This is a genomic window from Aeromonas sp. FDAARGOS 1402 (genome assembly GCF_019046925.1).
Classification (GTDB): domain Bacteria; phylum Pseudomonadota; class Gammaproteobacteria; order Enterobacterales; family Aeromonadaceae; genus Aeromonas; species Aeromonas caviae.
Window position 1 is genome coordinate 1,398,136 of the sequence record NZ_CP077201.1, and the last position, 15,955, is coordinate 1,414,090.

The window sequence follows — 15,955 nt, forward strand, 5'->3', positions numbered from 1 at the left end:
GATTGTCGACTGGTCACGGCACACCGCCGTGCTTCTCCTGCGTTCGCCACTGCTGGCGCCGGGGGACTTTACCCTGCATGCCTTCGGGTATCAAATCCGGAGGGGAAATGGGGGGAAACGGGCCGGATCCTGCGCCCCATCCGTGGAATATGTTCGGGATGGGGCCAGGTTCAGCACACCAGGGTCAGCCGGTGTAGACGGGCAGCAGACCCGCCATGGCCATCAGGTGGAAGATGGCGGTAAGCACCCCGAAGACGATGACGGCCACCACCATGGGCTGGCCGCCGGGGGCCTTGAACCCCGCCTCGTCCGGGGCCAGCTCCCGGGACTTTTTCGCCAGCAGGGCCGGGATGATGCAGGCCCAGACGGTCGCCGCGGCCCCGGCATAGCCGATGGCCACCACGAAGCCGAACGGGAACATCAGGGAGAGCGCCAGGGGGGGCAGGAAGGTCACCGCCCAGGATTTGGCCCGCCCCCGGCGGCTGTTGTCGAACCGGAACAGATCCGCCAGATAGTCGAACACCCCGAGCCCCACCCCGATGAAGGAGGAGAGGATGGCCGCCATGGAGAAGAGGTTGATGGCCTGGGAGACCTGCCTGGACTCGATCACCGAGGCCAGCGCCCCCAGCAGCACATCCACGTCACCCCCCTTGGCGATGACGGGGCCGAAGGCGGGACGAGGCAGGTTGCCGAAGATGCTGAGCAGCCACAGCAGATAGAGCGCCAGGGCGATCAGGGTGCCCCCCAGGATCGCCTGCCTGGCTTTCTGCTCCTCGCCGTAATAGGCGCGCATCGATGCCACCGAGTGGTGGTAGCCAAACGAGGTGAGCGCCACCGGCAACATGGCCAGGGCGTAAGGGGCGCGGCCCAGCTCCTCGGCAAAGGAGTTGAACAGCTTGGCGGTGTCGACCTTGCTGGCAAGCCCGAAGACCCCGAACACGAAACTCAGCACCATAAAGACGATCAGGACGACCGAAATCCTGTCAACCGCCCGGGTCGAATGCCAGACGAACCAGGAGAACACCAGCACGAACAACACCGAGGCCAGCTGGCTATTGATGCCCAGCAGGCCGCCCAGGATGAGACCCGACGAGGTGATGTAGGCATAGAGCAAAATGCCGCCCACGAAATAGACGGTGAGGTTGTTGAAGAGATTGATCCTGTGACCGAGCAGATCCTTGGTCACCGAGTTGAAGGAGGCGGTCAATGCGTAGGGTTTCAGGGCTTCCAGCAGCATCCAGCCTGAAACCGTCATGACGACCATGGTAAGAATGATGGCGAGGGTTGACCAGCTGGTCCAGGCCCCGGCTCCCGCGCTCGGCAGCCCCAGCATGCCGGCACCGACACAGACGCTGGCAATGATGCAGGCCCCTCCGATGACGGACGGTGTTGATGTCATGTGTGTCACTCCAAATCTTTCACAGAGCAGTGAAAAAAAAGGGCACAGAAAAATCTGTGCCCCTGACTCGTTATGCTTCTATCAATTTTTTCTGCGTCTTGCCGGCTGACGGGTCGTTATGCTCGACCTCTTTCAGTCTGGCGGTGAAGTGACGCAGCACGGCCGGCTCGTAAATGAAGTCCAGCCCCTTCACCCGGTGGGCGTTCTTCTTCACCTCGCCGAAGGCCTCGATGACAAAGTCCATGTGGGTCTGGGTATAGGTGGCACGGGGGATGGTCAGGCGCAGCAGCTCCGCCGGGCAGGGGTGCTGCTTGCCGGTGGCGGGGTCGCGCCCCAGCAGCAGGGAACCTATCTCCACCGCGCGGATGCCGGCGACCTTGTAGAGCTCGCAGGCCAGGGCGTGGGCCGGGAACTGATCCGCCGGGATGTGGGGCAGCAACTTGCCCGCATCCACGAAGGCCGCATGGCCCCCTGCCTGCTGGCACACCACGCCGATGGCCTCCAGCCCGTCCACCAGGTACTGCACCTGGCCGATGCGATAGGCCAGCCAGTCCTGGCGCATACCGTCCCGCAGGCCCACCGCCAGGCGCTCCATGGCGCCCCCTTCCAGGCCGCCATAGGTCGGGAAGCCCTCCTGCACCACGCACAGGGTGCGGCACTCGGTGTAGACGTCCAGCATGCTGTCATCCTTGAAGCACAGCAGCCCCCCCATCTGCACCATGGCATCCTTCTTCGCCGACATGGCGAGGCCGTCGGCGTACTTGTAGGACTCCCTCGTGATCTCCTCGATGGTCCAGTTCGCGTAGCCGGGCTCCCGCTGCTGGATGAAGTAGGCGTTCTCGGCGAAGCGGGCGGAGTCCATGATGACGGGGATGTCGTACTTTCTGGCGATCTCGTACACCGCCTTCAGGTTGGCAATGGAGACCGGCTGCCCCCCGGCGGAGTTGCAGGTGATGGTGCTGACGATGTAGGGCACGTTGGCGGGGCCCGCCTCCAGGATGGCCTCTTCCAGCTTCACCAGATCGAAGTTGCCTTTGAAGTCGGCGGTGACCGAGGTATCGAACGCCTCCCTGGTGTAGACGTTCTTCGCCACGCAGCAGTTGATCTGGGTGTGGCCCTGGGTGGTGTCGAAGAAGTAGTTGGAGAGGGCCACCATCTTCTTGCGATCCAGCCCCTTCTCCTGCTCCCGCTTCTTGATGAGCACGGGGATGTAAATCTGCTCGGCGCCGCGCCCCTGGTGAGTGGGGATGGTCAGGGAGTAGCCGAAGATCTCCTGCACCGCCTGTTGCAGGGCATAGTAGCTGCGGCTGCCGCTGTAGGCCTCGTCACCGCGCAGCATGGCGGCCTGCATGTCCTGGGTGATGGCGCCGGTGCCGCTGTCGGTCAGCAGGTCGATGAAGACGTCTTCGCTGTCCAGCAGGAAGGGGTTCATGCCCGCCCGGACAATGGCCTCTTCCCGATAGGCACGGGTGGTGCGCTTGACCGGCTCGATGACACGAATACGGAAGGGTTCGGGCAGATGCTTGAAGTTTTCCATAATATAAACACCCCAGATTTAAATATTCAAAATGAGTCTCTTCCCCCGCCGAAAATAAAATGTCAGGTAGGTGGGAAATATTGGGAAATGGGTGCACGACATCGCCTCGCCAGAATAAACAGGCGAAGACGGGTGCAGCTATTTCAGTTCAGGAATGGAGGCGGGCTCGTGGCATGGCAGGCATGCCGCGCCGCCGCGGGGAATTACAGCGGGAAGAAGAACGCGATCTTATGGTCCAGGGTAAACCACTTGGGATAGCTGACCTTGATATTCATGTTGTTGCTCATCCAATTGATATTAACAACGCCAAATAACAGCACCCATTATGGTGGGGAGCGCTATATGATCAATTGCAATATGAGCAAAGTGGGATGGCGCTAACAATTTGGCGGGGGATTTTTATACAGCTTATTATCGCCAATCCGAAAGATCCCCCCATCATCCACCTTTTGCCCTTTCCCCCTCAGTGGGTCAACCAGGGCAGCCGCTGCAACAACTCGTAGCGGTCAGGGATCGGTGTCTGGCTGACCCAGAGATCCAGCAAGCCGTAGGAGAGCAGCGGCAACACCAGCAGCAACAGACAGAGCAGTCCCAGCAGTTGGCGGGGGGCGAGTCGCTGCCCTTGCGTGCCAAGATGCAGGGCATCGGCCCGCTTGGGGCAGGCGGCCACGCAGCTCTGGCAACTGGTGCACTCGAGGCTCTGCACCGCGATGAGCTGGTGCACCTGGATGCGCGAGGGGCAAACCCGGCTGCACTTGTCACAATCGTGGCCCAGGCTTCGCAGGCAGCGGGCCGGGTCGCGGCGAATGCGCAATGGGGTCAGCAGGCCGAGCAGGGCGAACCAGGCGCCATAGGGGCAGAGGTAGCGGCAGAACCCTTGCCGGAAGGTGGCGGTGAGCAGCAGCACCCAGCCAAGGCACAGGCCCGAGATCAGGGTCAGGTTGAAGAAGAAGGCCCCCATCTTCATGTCCGCCGCCTGATGGTAGGGGCTGGCGAGGTAGCCGGGCAGGGCGGCGGCGGGTACCGCCAGCAATATGATGAAGAGCAGAAAGCCGAGCACCAGAAACTTCTGGCCGCGCAACACGGCATCGAGCCAGCGCGGCGGGGTCCACTCCCCCGGCAACAGGCGTGCGCGCAGGCCGTGCAGCCACTCCCCCACCAGCCCGAGCGGGCAGAACCAGGCACAAAACGCCCGACCCAGCAGCAGGGCCGACAGGGAGAGCACCAGCACGGTGACGGTGGCCGCCGGGTGGTGGGGGTCTGCCAGCCCCTGCCCGAGCCAGGCCCGCAGCCCGAGACCACCGGCGATGGGCAGGAAACCGTCCACCACGTCAGGGCGTACCAGCCAGGGGGTCATCCCCAGCCCCAACTGTCCGATATGAACAACATATTGAACCGCCACCAACACCCAACACAGCAGCAATACCTGCCTGGTGGCCGTTCTGAGACGTTGACTGTCTATGTGGGCCAGCATGAGTAGGGGGCGATAGCGCAGCCAGAGCGCCAGGGTCGTGGCCACCAGCCCCAGTGCGAGCCAGAGTACCGAATCCGCCACCACCAGCCAGAGCGCGGCGGCCAACAGCAGAGAGAGCGTCCAACCCCAACCGCTGCGGCCCTGCCACAACAACAGAACCAGATAGACCAGACCCGAGGTCATGGTCAGGGCTTCCAACAGGCTCATGTTTCCCTCACTGTGCTCATCCGAATCGAGGGGGCAGGATAACCAACATCTGAGTTGATGATTTTGATCTGCATGGGCAGAGGGGGCATTCGCCCGCTCCGCCCCCTCAGCCTTAAACCCCGTTATTTGCGGCTGTGGAACAGCGGCTGGTCGGATTCGGCCTGCTCGGCCCAGAAGTGGATGTTGAAGCGGGCATCCTCCGACAACTCGACCCTGTGCCAGTATCGAGGCGGGCTGGTGGCAAACTCCCCGGCCCGGATCACCAGGCTCACCTCGGGCTCTTCGGCCTGCTCATCGGCAAAGCCGTGATAGGTGACGGTGCCCTCCATCACGCAGAGCTGGCCGAACACCCCGGCCGCGGTGTTGTGATGGGTGAGCAGGGCCTGGGGCACATTCTCGCGGGTAAAGAAGGGAGTGGAGCGGCGCACCACCCAGTGAGACGGGATCAGTTGCATGGCCATATCGGTTCTCCTCGAGTGGCCGGGTCGACCCGGCCGGTGCAATGAAAGGGGTTAACGGGGCAGCTGACGCAGCAGCGGGAAGGCGGCGCTCATCTGATCTCCACCCACCACGAAGCCGCACAGATCGCCTGCTTGGTCGCGGGCCTCGGCCACCATGCCGTGGCTGTTCCAGCGGCACTGCCAGGCGAGATCCTCGCCCCGGGTGCGACCGGCCAGTTGCAGCGGGTAGCGCGGCGTCTTCACCTTCACCAGCATGGGGGACAAAGTCAGCGGGGTCGGTGTGCCGAGCAGGGTGCGCGCCAGCGCATTGGCCGCCAGCACGATGGGTTGCAGGAAGGGGAGCAGCTGACCTTGCCACTGCACGCAATCCCCCAGGGCAAAGATGTGGGGATCGCTGGTCTGCAGCCGATCGTCGACCAGGATGCCGCGCTCCACTGCCAGCCCGGCCCCACGGGCCAGGGCCTGATTCGGCCGCAGGCCGATCGCGGCGATCACCAGATCCTGCTCGCTGATGCGCCCGTCGGTCAGGGTGACGCGCCAGCCATCCCCCGGCTGGGCATCTATCCTGGCGAGACCCGTCCCGAACTGCAGGCTGACCCCCTGGCTGCGCAGCGCCTGTTGCAGCGGCTCGGTCAGGGCGGCGGGCAGCAGGGCGCTTAAGGGGCTGTCGGCCAGATCCACCAGCGTCACCTCTTTTCCTGCGCTCGCCATGTCCATCGCCAGCTCGCAGCCGATGAACCCCGCCCCCAGCACCAGGATGCGGCGGGCCTGGCGCAGTTGCGCCTCGATGGCGGCGTACTCCTGCTGGCTGTTGAGGGTGACCAGGTGTTCGCTGCCCGGCAGATCGGGGCGCACCGCGCTCGCCCCGGTGGCCAGCACCAGCTTGCCGTAGGGGAATTCCCCCTGCTCGGTCAGCACCAACCGCCGGGCTGGATCGATGCCGAGCACCGGGCTGTGGGGCAGCAGCGCGATGCGCTGCTGCTCGGCAAAGTCGCTGCCGCTAAGACGGGTCATGGCTGCGGCGGCGCAGCCCCGGCTCACCACATGGCTCAAGTCCGGCTTGTTGTACTCGTCGCCGCTGTCGGCGGTGATGAGGCGGATGGGCTGATCCCAGTCCAGCTTGCGCAGGCTCTTGACCAGCTGCTGGGCAGCGAAGCCGCTGCCGATCACCACTATCTCCCGGCTGATGCCAGCGTCACTCTGCGTTGCTGCGCTCATACACAGGCCTCCACGGCGCAGGGTTCGAATACCTCCTTGCCGATGCCGCAACCCGGGCAGAGGAAGCTGTCAGGTACCTGAGCCCAGGGGGTGCCCGGCGCCACCAGCTGATCCGGCTCACCCAGCGCCGGGTCATAGACCCACTGGCAGACGGTGCAGAGCATGGCCTGATCATCGTCCCATTCGGCGGCGGCCGCTGCGGCTTGCGGCTCAACAGCAGGCATCGCGGGGACGGGTACCACCGCCGCATGAGTAGCGGTGATCGGGCGGGGCGCGTCCAGAGGGTGTAACGCCCACTGACGGGCGAGCTGGCGGCCATGCTCGCGGCATTCGGCCAGCGCCGAACCATCCGGGCGCCACTTGGCCTTGAGGGAGATGCTGATGTCGAAACCTGCGTCCATCAATCGGGTCTGGATCCGGTCCACCGCACCGCCGGTCCAGCCGTAGCTGCCGAAGGCCGAGGCGCGCTTGTTGCGAAAACGCAGGCCGGTGATCTCTTCGAGCATGCCCGCCACCTTGGGCATCATGACGTTGTTCATGGTGGAGGAGCCCACCAGTATCCCCTTGGAGCGGAACACCTGGGTCAGGATCTCGTTCTTGTCGTGGCGGGCCACGTTGTAGATCTTCACCGCCACGCCGGGGTCCACCTCGTGGATGCCCTGGGCGATGGCGTCGGCCATCATGCGGGTGTTGTTGGACATGGAGTCGTAGAACAAGGTGATGCGGTCTTCCTGATAGTGGTCGGCCCACTCCAGGTATTTCAGGATGATCTGGGTAGGGTCCTCGCGCCAGACGATGCCGTGGGAGGTGGCCACCATGCTCACCGGCAGGTTGAAGCCCAGCACCTCTTTGATCTTGGCGGTCACCAGGGGGCTGAAGGGGGTGAGGATGTTGGCGTAGTAGCGCTGGCACTGCTCCATCAGCTCGGTCTGATCCACCTCGTCGTTGAACAGGTGCTCGTCGCAGTAGTGCTGGCCGAAGGCGTCGTTGGAGAACAGCACCGCGTCCTCGGTCATGTAGGTCATCATGCTGTCGGGCCAGTGCAGCATGGGGGTCTCGATGAACACCAGCTGCTTGCCGTTGCCGATGTCCAGGCTGTCACCGGTCTTGACCGGGTGGAAGTTCCACTCCGGGTGGTGATGATGGCCGGTGATGGAGTCGATGGCGTTGTGGGTGCAGTAGATGGGGGTGCCGGGGATACGGGCCATCAGCTCGGTCAGGGCGCCGGCGTGATCCTCCTCGGCGTGGTTGATCACCACGTAGTCGATGGCGGCGAGATCGATCTCGGCCGCCAGGTTCTGCACGAACTCACGGCTGAACTTGTGATCGACGGTGTCGATCAGCACATTCTTCCCTTCGCGGATGAGGTAGCTGTTGTAGCTGGTGCCCTTGTGGGTCTTGTACTCGGTGCCGTGGAAGTCGCGTACCTCCCAGTCCCGTTGGCCGACCCAGTGGATGTTGTTCTTGACGTGAATGCTCATCAGGCAGTTCCTCGAATGCAATAGTGGATGTTCAACTGAACCAGCTATTGCAGCGGACGTGCCAACTTGTAACCCATTGTTTTTAATGGCTTCGCATATCGCTCGTTGTCATTAAGACACCACACCATTATAGTCAAAATCACAAACATACTGTCATTTGGACAATTATCGTGATCTCGACCGACAGCCTGGCGCGCATCGCCCTCGACCTGCAACTCGGCATCTCTCATCAGGACCGCTTCCACCGCCTGATCCAGAGCGTGCGCAGCCTGCTGAACTCGGATGCCTCGGCCCTGCTGCGCTACGAGGGGGGCCAGTTCATCCCGCTGGCCATCGACGGCCTGATGCAGGACGTGCTGGGGCGCCGCTTCGCCCTCAAGGATCACCCGCGCCTCGAGGCCATCGCCCGCGCCGGGGATGTGGTGCGCTTCCCCGCCGACAGCGCCCTGCCCGACCCCTATGACGGCCTGCTGCCGGATCACGACGACTTCAAGGTGCACGCCTGTGTCGGCCTGCCGCTGTTCTCGGATCAGGCGCTGATCGGCGCCCTGACCATAGACGGCATGAACCCGGCCCAGTTCGACGGCATCAGTGACGAGGAGCTGCGGCTGGTGGGGGCCCTGGCCGCCGCCGCCCTCGACAACGCCCTGCTGCTGGAGCGGCTCGCCCGCCAGAGCAGCGAGCCCCTGGTCCCCGGCACCCGGCCCGGCCCCGAGCAGCCGGAGATGATAGGCCACTCCCCCGCCATGGCCCGGTTGCGCCACGAGATAGACGTGGTGGCCAGCTCGGAGCTGAACGTGCTGATTTTGGGGGAGACCGGGGTCGGCAAGGAGCTGATCGCCAAGGCGGTGCATGGCGGCTCACCCCGCGCCCATGCCCCCCTGGTCTACCTCAACTGCGCCGCCCTGCCCGAATCCGTGGCCGAGAGCGAGCTGTTCGGCCACGTGAAGGGGGCCTTCACCGGCGCCATCCACAATCGGGCGGGCAAGTTCGAGCTGGCGGACAAGGGCACTCTGTTTCTCGACGAGATAGGGGAGCTCTCCCTGGCGCTGCAGGCCAAGCTGCTGCGGGTGCTGCAATACGGCGATCTGCAGCGGATCGGTGACGACACCCCGCTCAAGGTGAATGTGCGCATCCTGGCGGCCACCAACCGGGATCTGAAACAGGCGGTGGTCGAGGGGCAGTTTCGGGCCGACCTCTACCACCGGCTGAGCGTGTTCCCGATCCACGCCCCGGCACTGCGGGAACACCCAGGCGACATTCCCCTGCTGGCCGGTTACTTTTGCGAGCGCTGCCGGCTCGGCCTGGGGCTGGAGCAGCTGCGTATCCAGCCACAGGCGCTGCAACTGCTCGAGCGCCACGACTGGCCCGGCAACGTGCGGGAGCTGGAGCACGCCATCCACCGCGCCGCCGTGCTGGCCAGGGCCGAACAGGGCAGCCCCTCGCCGACCCTGAAACCCCACCACTTCAACCTGGGACCGACGGGCTCATCCCTTCCCGCCGACACCGTCAGCCAGCCCGCCTCTCCGGCCATTGCCGGCCTGGGCCTTCGCGCCGCCACCGATCTGTTCCAGCGCCAACTCATCGAGCAGACCCTGACGGCCCATGACGGCAACTGGGCCGCCAGCGCCCGGGCGCTGGATCTGGACGGCGGCAACCTGCACCGCCTCGCCAGGCGGCTCGGTCTCAAGGCCTGACGCCCCCAGATACCAGAGGGGCCCAAAAACAGAAACCCCCTCGCTGGCGAGGGGGCTTCTTGTTCATGGCACCCGTGGCGCCGTCAGCGCAGGGACTTGACCGAGCGGCGGACGATGAGCTCGGGCTGCACCGTCATGGACTCCACTTCCAGCTCCTTGTTGCGGATCCGGCTCACCAGTTGCTGCACCGCCAGCAGGCCGAGCTCGGCCTTGGGGTGGCGGATGGTGGTGAGCGGCGGGCTGGAGAAGCGCGCCATCTCCACGTCGTCATAGCCGATCATGGAGATATCGTCCGGCACCTTGACCCCGGCCTCCCAGGCGGCGCAGATGGCACCGATGGCCATGGGATCGTCGAAGGCAAAGACCGCGGTCGGGCGAGGGGTGAGGGCCAGGATGCGCTGCATGGCATCGAAGCCGCTCTGGCTCTCGTAGTCCCCTTCGAAGATCTGCTCTTCTTTCAGGGTCATCCCCTGTTCAGCCAGGGCATCGCGCACCCCGTCCAGCCGTTGCTGGGTAGTCGGCTTGGCGAGATGGCCGGTGATGCAGACGATGTTGGTGTGGCCCTGCTCCAGCAGATGGCGCACCGCCAGACGCGCGCCGATGCGGGCGTTGTCGTTGATCACGTTGGCGAAATCGCACTCGTTGCCCCAGTCCAGCACCACTTGCGGCACGTTTTTGTGGATACGCAGCATGTCCCTGAACTGGGTGTCGATATCGGTCCCCAGCACCAGCAGGCCGTCGACCCGCTTCTCCATCAGCATGCGCAGATAGTGCTGCTGGCGGGGCGGCTGGTTCTCGGTGTTGCACAGGATCAGGCTGTAACCCTGCTCGAAGCAGTAGGCTTCCACCCCCTGTACCACTTCCGCGAAGAAGGGGTTGGCACTGGTGGTCACCAGCATGCCAATGGTCTTGGTCGAATTGATCTTGAGACTGCGCGCCACCGAGTTGGGCGCGTAGTTCAGCTCTGCCACCGCCTCAAGCACTTTCTGGGTTGCGTCTTCGCTGACCCGACGGGTGTGATTGAGTACATGTGAGACGGTGGAGATGGATACGCCTGCGCGCGAGGCGACATCCTTGATAGTTGCCATCTCTGTCTCCTGAATAACAAAGGCGGAACAGTAGCAGATTTCCCGAATAAAGGCTTGGTTTTAACGGGCGCTGCCAGTGAATTATCAATGCTGGCTAATCTATGCGGTCATTTCTTTTTGCGCAAACGGATTTTGGTCAAAATGAGAGCGGACGCAGAATGAAATATCGTCAGTTTTTTACTCTGGAAATTGTCACCATGACAATTTGTTATGTGTATGTTGCACCATCACAGCGACATTAAACTCCAGTAAGCAGCAATAAACTGCGTGTTAGTTTCACAAAACCCCTCTCACACCTGCTCCGGTTAGTATCTTTAACATCTTGTTATTGCCCGGCGAGGAATGATAGAACCTTATCTATCGCCGGGCTGGCGGGACACAGGCTCGGAATGACGTGCATAAAATGAAACAATTCACTGATTAAGGGACGAATCAATGCATAACTTCAGCAAAATGGCAGTCAGAGCAGCGGTTTCTTTGGCTCTGTTTGGATCAGTTTCCATGGCCAATGCGGCCGACACCATCAAGATCGGTATCGCCGGCCCCCTGACCGGCCCGGTCGCCCAGTACGGTGACATGCAGTTCACCGGCGGCAAGATGGCGGTCGAGCAGATCAACAAGGCGGGCGGCATCAAGGGCAAGCAGATCGAAGCCGTCATCTATGACGATGCCTGCGATCCCAAACAGGCCGTGGCCATCGCCAACAAGGTGATCAACGACGGCGTCAAGTTCGTGGTCGGCCACCTCTGCTCCGACAACACCCTGCCCGCCTCCGACATCTATGAAGATGAAGGGGTCCTGATGGTCACCCCCGCCTCCACCAACCCCAAGATCACCGAGCGCGGTTACCAGCTGACCCTGCGTACCATCGGTCTGGACAGCGACCAGGGCCCGACCGCTGCCAAGTACATCATCGAGCAGGTCAAACCCCAGCGCGTGGCCGTCATCCACGACAAGAAACAGTACGGTGAAGGCATCGCCTCCAGCGTGAAAGCCGCGCTGGACAAGGCCGGCGTCAAGGTCGTTGCCTATGAGGGCATCACCGCCGGCGACAAGGACTTCTCCGCCCTGATCGCCAAGCTGCAGAAAGAGAACGTCGACTTCGTCTACTACGGCGGCTACCACCCCGAGCTGGGTCTGATCCTGCGCCAGGCTGGCGAGAAGGGTCTGAAGGCCAAGTTCATGGGTCCGGAAGGCGTGGGCAACAAGGACATCTCCGCCATCGGCGGCCCGGCTTCCGAAGGCCTGCTGGTGACCCTGCCGAACAAATATGACCTGGTGCCGGCCAACGCCCCCATCGTAGAAGCGTTCAAGGCCAAGGGTCAGGACTCCTCCGGTCCGTTCGTCTGGACCACCTACGCCGCCATGCAGGCCCTGGCGGCCGGTATCGCCAAGGCGGGCGAGGATGATCCGGCTGCCGTCGCTGCCGCCATCAAGGCCGCACCGATCGACACCGTCATGGGCCCCCTGACCTGGGCGCCGAACGGTGACCTGAAAGGCTTCGAATTCGGTGTGTTCCAGTGGCACGCCGACGGTACCTCCACTCAACTCAAATAATCTGCCGGTCGGGGTGACGTGAGTCACCCCTCCTTTCTTTGCGGGCAAGTACACAGGGAACGCGGTATGTCCGAACACCTTCTTTATCTGGTTCAGCAGTTGCTGAACGGATTGACCATAGGCAGCACCTATGCGTTGATCGCCATCGGCTACACCATGGTCTACGGCATCATCGGCATGATCAACTTCGCCCACGGCGAGGTCTACATGATCGGCTCCTATGTCGCCTTCATGGTGATGGCCGGGCTCATGATGATGGGCATCGACAGCACCGTGCTGCTGCTGGGGGGCGCCTTCCTGGTCAGCATCATCATCACCGGCAGCTATGGCTGGTCCATAGAGCGGGTGGCCTATCGTCCACTGCGGGGCGGCAACCGCCTGATCCCCCTCATCTCCGCCATCGGCATGTCGATCTTCCTGCAGAACATGATGCGGATGGCCCAGGGCTCGCGTGACATCGCCATGCCCACTCTGATCTCCGGGGGCTGGACCCTCGGCGGCGAGGATGGCTTCCAGGCCAGCCTCTCCTACATGCAGCTCATCATCTTCGTGGTGACCTTCGTCACCATGCTGGCGTTGACCCAGTTCATCGGCCGCTCCCGCATGGGGCGTGCCTGCCGTGCCTGTTCCGAAGACATCAAGATGGCCAACCTGTTAGGGATAGACACTCACGTGGTCATCTCCATCACCTTCGTGCTGGGGGCCGCCCTGGCCGCCGTCGCGGGGGTGCTGCTCGGCATGTACTACGGTGTCATCAACCCCTATCTCGGCTTCATGGCGGGCTTGAAGGCCTTCACCGCCGCGGTATTGGGCGGCATCGGCAGCATTCCCGGCGCCGTGCTGGGCGGCCTGCTGCTCGGCGTGGTGGAAGCGCTCACCGCGGGCTATCTCAGCACCGAGTACAAGGATGTGATGGCCTTTGCCCTGCTCATCTTCGTGTTGCTCTTCATGCCCACCGGCATCCTGGGTCGTCCGGAGGTCGAGAAGGTATGAAAAACCAATCTATGCATGCCCTCGTGCTGCTGTTCATGACCATCACTGGCATTCTCGGCCGTCCGGAAGTGGAGAAAGTCTGATGAAACGTCAATTTATCCATGCCTGCATCGCCAGCCTGGTGCTGCTGGTGCTCTCCTTTTGGCTGCTCGGCTTCAAGCTGGAGACCGATGGCTCCCGCCTGCTGGTGGTGAGCCGCCTCGATGTGTCGCTGGCCTGGCTGCTGGGGGGCGCCACCATCGTCTTCTGGTTCCAGATGCTGCGCGGCCAGATAAGCCGTCTGTTCCAGGCCTCCATCAGCGGCTTCTCCGTCGGCTTCACCAAGCTGGTGCTGCCAAGCCCCGAAGAGGCCCCCAAGCTCTATAACCTCACCGCCGTGCTGGTGCTGCTGTTTGCGGTGAGCTGGCCCTTCATGGCCTCTCGCGGCGCCATCGATCTGGCCACCCTCACCCTGATTTACATCATGCTGGGGCTGGGACTGAACGTGGTGGTGGGCCTCGCTGGCCTGCTCGACCTCGGCTATGTCGGCTTCTATGCGGTCGGCGCCTACAGCTACGCCCTGCTCAACACCTACTTCGGTCTGAGCTTCTGGGAGTGTCTGCCCATCGCCGGTCTGCTGGCGGCCACCTTCGGCTTCCTGCTCGGGTTCCCGGTGCTGCGGCTGCGGGGGGACTACCTGGCCATCGTCACCCTGGGCTTTGGCGAGATCATCCGCATCCTGCTCAACAACATGACCACCCTGACCGGCGGTCCGAACGGGATCTCCGGCATTCCGAAACCGACTCTGGGGGGGCTCGAGTTCAACCGCACCGTCAAGGACGGGGGCTTTGGCACCTTCCACGACTTCTTCGGCATCGCCTACAACGCCAACCACAAGGTGATCTTCCTCTACCTGATGGCCCTGGTGCTGGTAGTGGCGACCCTGTTCGTCATCAACCGCCTGCTGCGCATGCCGCTCGGCCGTGCCTGGGAGGCGCTGCGGGAAGACGAGATCGCTTGCAAGTCCCTGGGGCTCAACCCCACCATCATCAAGCTGACCGCCTTCACCATAGGCGCCTGCTTCGCGGGCTTTGCCGGCAGCTTCTTCGCCTCGCGCCAGGGCTTCATCAGCCCGGAATCCTTCGTCTTCATCGAGTCGGCCATCGTCCTTGCGATTGTGGTGCTGGGAGGCATGGGATCCCAGATCGGGGTGGTGCTGGCGGCCATCGTGATGACGGTGCTGCCGGAGCTCGCCCGCGAGTTCAACGAATATCGCATGCTGATGTTCGGTCTCTTGATGGTATTCATGATGATCTGGCGGCCGCAGGGACTGCTGCCCATGAGTCGACCCCATATGGAGCTGCGTAAATGAGCAACAATCAACCATTGTTGGATGTCTCAGATCTGTCGATGCGCTTTGGCGGCCTGCTCGCGGTCAACGGCGTCAAGCTGGATGTGGAAAAGGGGGAGGTGATCTCCATCATCGGCCCCAACGGGGCGGGCAAGACCACCATCTTCAACTGCCTGACCGGCTTCTATCGCCCGAGTGGCGGTGTCATTCGCTACAAGGGTGAAGAGATCCAGGGGTTGCCCGGCCACCTCATCGCTCGCAAGGGCATAGTGCGGACTTTCCAGCACGTGCGCCTGTTCAAGGAGATGACGGCGGTGGAAAACCTGCTGGTGGCCCAGCACAGGCATCTCAATACCGGCTTCATCGCCGGCCTGTTCAAGACCCCCTCCTTCCGCCGCGCCGAGAAAGAGGGGCTGGAGCAGTCCGCCTTCTGGCTGGAAAAGGTGGGCCTCAAGGATCTCGCCAACCGCGCCGCGGGCAACCTGGCTTACGGCCAGCAGCGCCGCCTCGAGATCGCCCGCTGCATGGCGACCCGGCCCGAACTGCTGATGCTCGATGAACCGGCCGCAGGTCTCAACCCCAAGGAGACCGACGAGCTCAACGAGCTCATCTCCAACCTGAGGGACGAGTTCGGGGTCTCGGTGCTGCTGATCGAGCACGACATGAAGCTGGTGATGGAGATCTCCAACCGCATCTTCGTGGTCAACCAGGGCACCCCGCTGGCCCACGGCAAACCGGACGAAATCCGCAGCAATCCGGCGGTGATCAAGGCCTATCTGGGCGAGTCGTAAGGACAAAAAGATGTTAGAACTTCGCAACGTATCGACCCACTACGGCAAAATTCAGGCGCTGCACGACGTCAGCGTCGAGGTGAAAGAGGGGGAAATCGTCACCCTGATCGGCGCCAACGGCGCCGGCAAGACCACTCTGCTGATGACCCTGTGTGGCGAGCCCAAGCCCAGCAGCGGCTCCATCTGGTTCGAGGGGGAGCAGATAGACTCCCTCACCACCGCCCGCATCATGCGCAAGGACATCGCCGTGGTGCCGGAGGGGCGCCGCATCTTCGCCCGCCTCACGGTGGAGGAGAACCTGCTGATGGGGGCCTTCTTCGTCGACAAGGCGGAGCAGCGCGGCCTGCTGGATCAGATTTTTACCCTGTTCCCCCGCCTGCAAGAGCGGCTGGAGCAGCGGGCAGGCACCATGTCCGGCGGCGAGCAGCAGATGCTGGCCATCGGCCGCGCCCTGATGAGCAAGCCGCGCCTTCTGCTGCTGGATGAACCCTCCCTGGGACTCGCGCCCATCGTCATCCAGCAGATCTTCGACACCATAGAGCAACTGCGCCAGAAGGGGATGACCATCTTCCTGGTGGAGCAGAACGCGAACCAGGCGCTCAAGCTGGCGGATCGCGGCTATGTGCTGGAGAACGGCCGGGTGGTGCTGCAAGACACGGGAGAGGCCCTGCTGGCCAACCCCGCCGTCCGCCAGGCCTATCTCGGCGGCTGAGGATGCAGCA

General features: G+C 63.1%; 14 protein-coding genes. 6 read left to right on the forward strand and 8 right to left on the reverse strand.

Annotation, left to right across the window (positions count from 1 at the left end):
- Positions 1-184 precede the first annotated feature (184 nt).
- The 7 genes from I6L32_RS06695 to norV all read right to left on the reverse strand — a co-directional run bounded on the left by I6L32_RS06695 (position 185) and on the right by norV (position 7,777).
- Positions 185-1,399 carry an aromatic amino acid transporter gene (locus I6L32_RS06695; protein WP_216944852.1) on the reverse strand — a complete coding sequence of 405 codons (1,215 nt, stop codon included), beginning with the start codon at positions 1,397-1,399 and terminating at the stop codon, positions 185-187.
- Positions 1,400-1,469: 70 nt separating this feature from the next.
- Positions 1,470-2,936, reverse strand: coding sequence for a tryptophanase (gene tnaA / locus I6L32_RS06700; RefSeq protein ID WP_010672391.1), 1,467 nt, complete (start codon positions 2,934-2,936; stop codon positions 1,470-1,472).
- Positions 2,937-3,139: 203 nt separating this feature from the next.
- Positions 3,140-3,223: a tryptophanase leader peptide gene (gene tnaC / locus I6L32_RS23640; protein ID WP_069652909.1), complete on the reverse strand. Its 84-nt coding sequence runs from the start codon at positions 3,221-3,223 to the stop codon at positions 3,140-3,142.
- A 176-nt stretch (positions 3,224-3,399) separates the two neighbouring features.
- Positions 3,400-4,617, reverse strand: coding sequence for a 4Fe-4S binding protein (locus I6L32_RS06710; RefSeq protein ID WP_216944853.1), 1,218 nt, complete (start codon positions 4,615-4,617; stop codon positions 3,400-3,402).
- Positions 4,618-4,739: 122 nt separating this feature from the next.
- Positions 4,740-5,078 (reverse strand): DUF1971 domain-containing protein, encoded by a 339-nt coding sequence (locus tag I6L32_RS06715; protein ID WP_201927768.1) that lies wholly within the window; start codon positions 5,076-5,078, stop codon positions 4,740-4,742.
- 51 nt (positions 5,079-5,129) lie between these two features.
- Positions 5,130-6,296: an NADH:flavorubredoxin reductase NorW gene (gene norW / locus I6L32_RS06720; RefSeq protein ID WP_216944854.1), complete on the reverse strand. Its 1,167-nt coding sequence runs from the start codon at positions 6,294-6,296 to the stop codon at positions 5,130-5,132.
- Complete coding sequence (gene norV, locus I6L32_RS06725) at positions 6,293-7,777, reverse strand: anaerobic nitric oxide reductase flavorubredoxin (protein ID WP_216944855.1); 1,485 nt, start codon at positions 7,775-7,777, stop codon at positions 6,293-6,295. Before norV ends, norW begins: the two co-directional genes overlap by 4 nt.
- A 170-nt stretch (positions 7,778-7,947) precedes the next feature.
- On the opposite strand from norV, the gene norR reads away from it, so the two are divergent.
- On the forward strand, positions 7,948-9,474 hold the full coding sequence (gene norR / locus I6L32_RS06730) for a nitric oxide reductase transcriptional regulator NorR (protein WP_254203887.1): 1,527 nt from the start codon (positions 7,948-7,950) through the stop codon (positions 9,472-9,474).
- Between the two features lie 83 nt (positions 9,475-9,557).
- On the opposite strand, the gene I6L32_RS06735 is transcribed toward norR, so the two are convergent.
- Positions 9,558-10,562 (reverse strand): substrate-binding domain-containing protein, encoded by a 1,005-nt coding sequence (locus I6L32_RS06735; protein ID WP_010672385.1) that lies wholly within the window; start codon positions 10,560-10,562, stop codon positions 9,558-9,560.
- A 435-nt stretch (positions 10,563-10,997) separates the two neighbouring features.
- Between I6L32_RS06735 and I6L32_RS06740 the strand changes: the two genes are divergently transcribed.
- The 5 genes from I6L32_RS06740 (at position 10,998) to I6L32_RS06760 (ending at position 15,945) form a co-directional block, all read left to right on the forward strand.
- Complete coding sequence (locus I6L32_RS06740) at positions 10,998-12,119, forward strand: branched-chain amino acid ABC transporter substrate-binding protein (protein ID WP_039041003.1); 1,122 nt, start codon at positions 10,998-11,000, stop codon at positions 12,117-12,119.
- 66 nt (positions 12,120-12,185) lie between these two features.
- Positions 12,186-13,112, forward strand: coding sequence for a high-affinity branched-chain amino acid ABC transporter permease LivH (gene livH, locus I6L32_RS06745; RefSeq protein WP_010672383.1), 927 nt, complete (start codon positions 12,186-12,188; stop codon positions 13,110-13,112).
- Between the two features lie 82 nt (positions 13,113-13,194).
- Complete coding sequence (locus I6L32_RS06750) at positions 13,195-14,463, forward strand: high-affinity branched-chain amino acid ABC transporter permease LivM (RefSeq protein ID WP_039041002.1); 1,269 nt, start codon at positions 13,195-13,197, stop codon at positions 14,461-14,463.
- On the forward strand, positions 14,460-15,233 hold the full coding sequence (livG, locus tag I6L32_RS06755) for a high-affinity branched-chain amino acid ABC transporter ATP-binding protein LivG (RefSeq protein WP_010672381.1): 774 nt from the start codon (positions 14,460-14,462) through the stop codon (positions 15,231-15,233). The genes I6L32_RS06750 and livG overlap by 4 nt, the downstream gene beginning before the upstream one ends.
- A 10-nt stretch (positions 15,234-15,243) precedes the next feature.
- Positions 15,244-15,945, forward strand: a complete 702-nt coding sequence (locus I6L32_RS06760; protein ID WP_053288910.1) for an ABC transporter ATP-binding protein — start codon at positions 15,244-15,246, stop codon at positions 15,943-15,945.
- Positions 15,946-15,955 lie beyond the last annotated feature (10 nt).

What these genes read in the sequence shown, in the direction of transcription:
- I6L32_RS06695 (WP_216944852.1), bottom strand. Translation starts at nt 1,399, where the DNA reads ATGACATCAACACCGTCCGTCATCGGAGGGGCCTGCATCATTGCCAGC.
- tnaA (WP_010672391.1), bottom strand. Translation starts at nt 2,936, where the DNA reads ATGGAAAACTTCAAGCATCTGCCCGAACCCTTCCGTATTCGTGTCATC.
- tnaC (WP_069652909.1), bottom strand. Translation starts at nt 3,223, where the DNA reads ATGAGCAACAACATGAATATCAAGGTCAGCTATCCCAAGTGGTTTACC.
- I6L32_RS06710 (WP_216944853.1), bottom strand. Translation starts at nt 4,617, where the DNA reads ATGAGCCTGTTGGAAGCCCTGACCATGACCTCGGGTCTGGTCTATCTG.
- I6L32_RS06715 (WP_201927768.1), bottom strand. Translation starts at nt 5,078, where the DNA reads ATGGCCATGCAACTGATCCCGTCTCACTGGGTGGTGCGCCGCTCCACT.
- norW (WP_216944854.1), bottom strand. Translation starts at nt 6,296, where the DNA reads ATGAGCGCAGCAACGCAGAGTGACGCTGGCATCAGCCGGGAGATAGTG.
- norV (WP_216944855.1), bottom strand. Translation starts at nt 7,777, where the DNA reads ATGAGCATTCACGTCAAGAACAACATCCACTGGGTCGGCCAACGGGAC.
- I6L32_RS06735 (WP_010672385.1), bottom strand. Translation starts at nt 10,562, where the DNA reads ATGGCAACTATCAAGGATGTCGCCTCGCGCGCAGGCGTATCCATCTCC.
- I6L32_RS06740 (WP_039041003.1), top strand. Translation starts at nt 10,998, where the DNA reads ATGCATAACTTCAGCAAAATGGCAGTCAGAGCAGCGGTTTCTTTGGCT.
- livH (WP_010672383.1), top strand. Translation starts at nt 12,186, where the DNA reads ATGTCCGAACACCTTCTTTATCTGGTTCAGCAGTTGCTGAACGGATTG.
- I6L32_RS06750 (WP_039041002.1), top strand. Translation starts at nt 13,195, where the DNA reads ATGAAACGTCAATTTATCCATGCCTGCATCGCCAGCCTGGTGCTGCTG.
- livG (WP_010672381.1), top strand. Translation starts at nt 14,460, where the DNA reads ATGAGCAACAATCAACCATTGTTGGATGTCTCAGATCTGTCGATGCGC.
- I6L32_RS06760 (WP_053288910.1), top strand. Translation starts at nt 15,244, where the DNA reads ATGTTAGAACTTCGCAACGTATCGACCCACTACGGCAAAATTCAGGCG.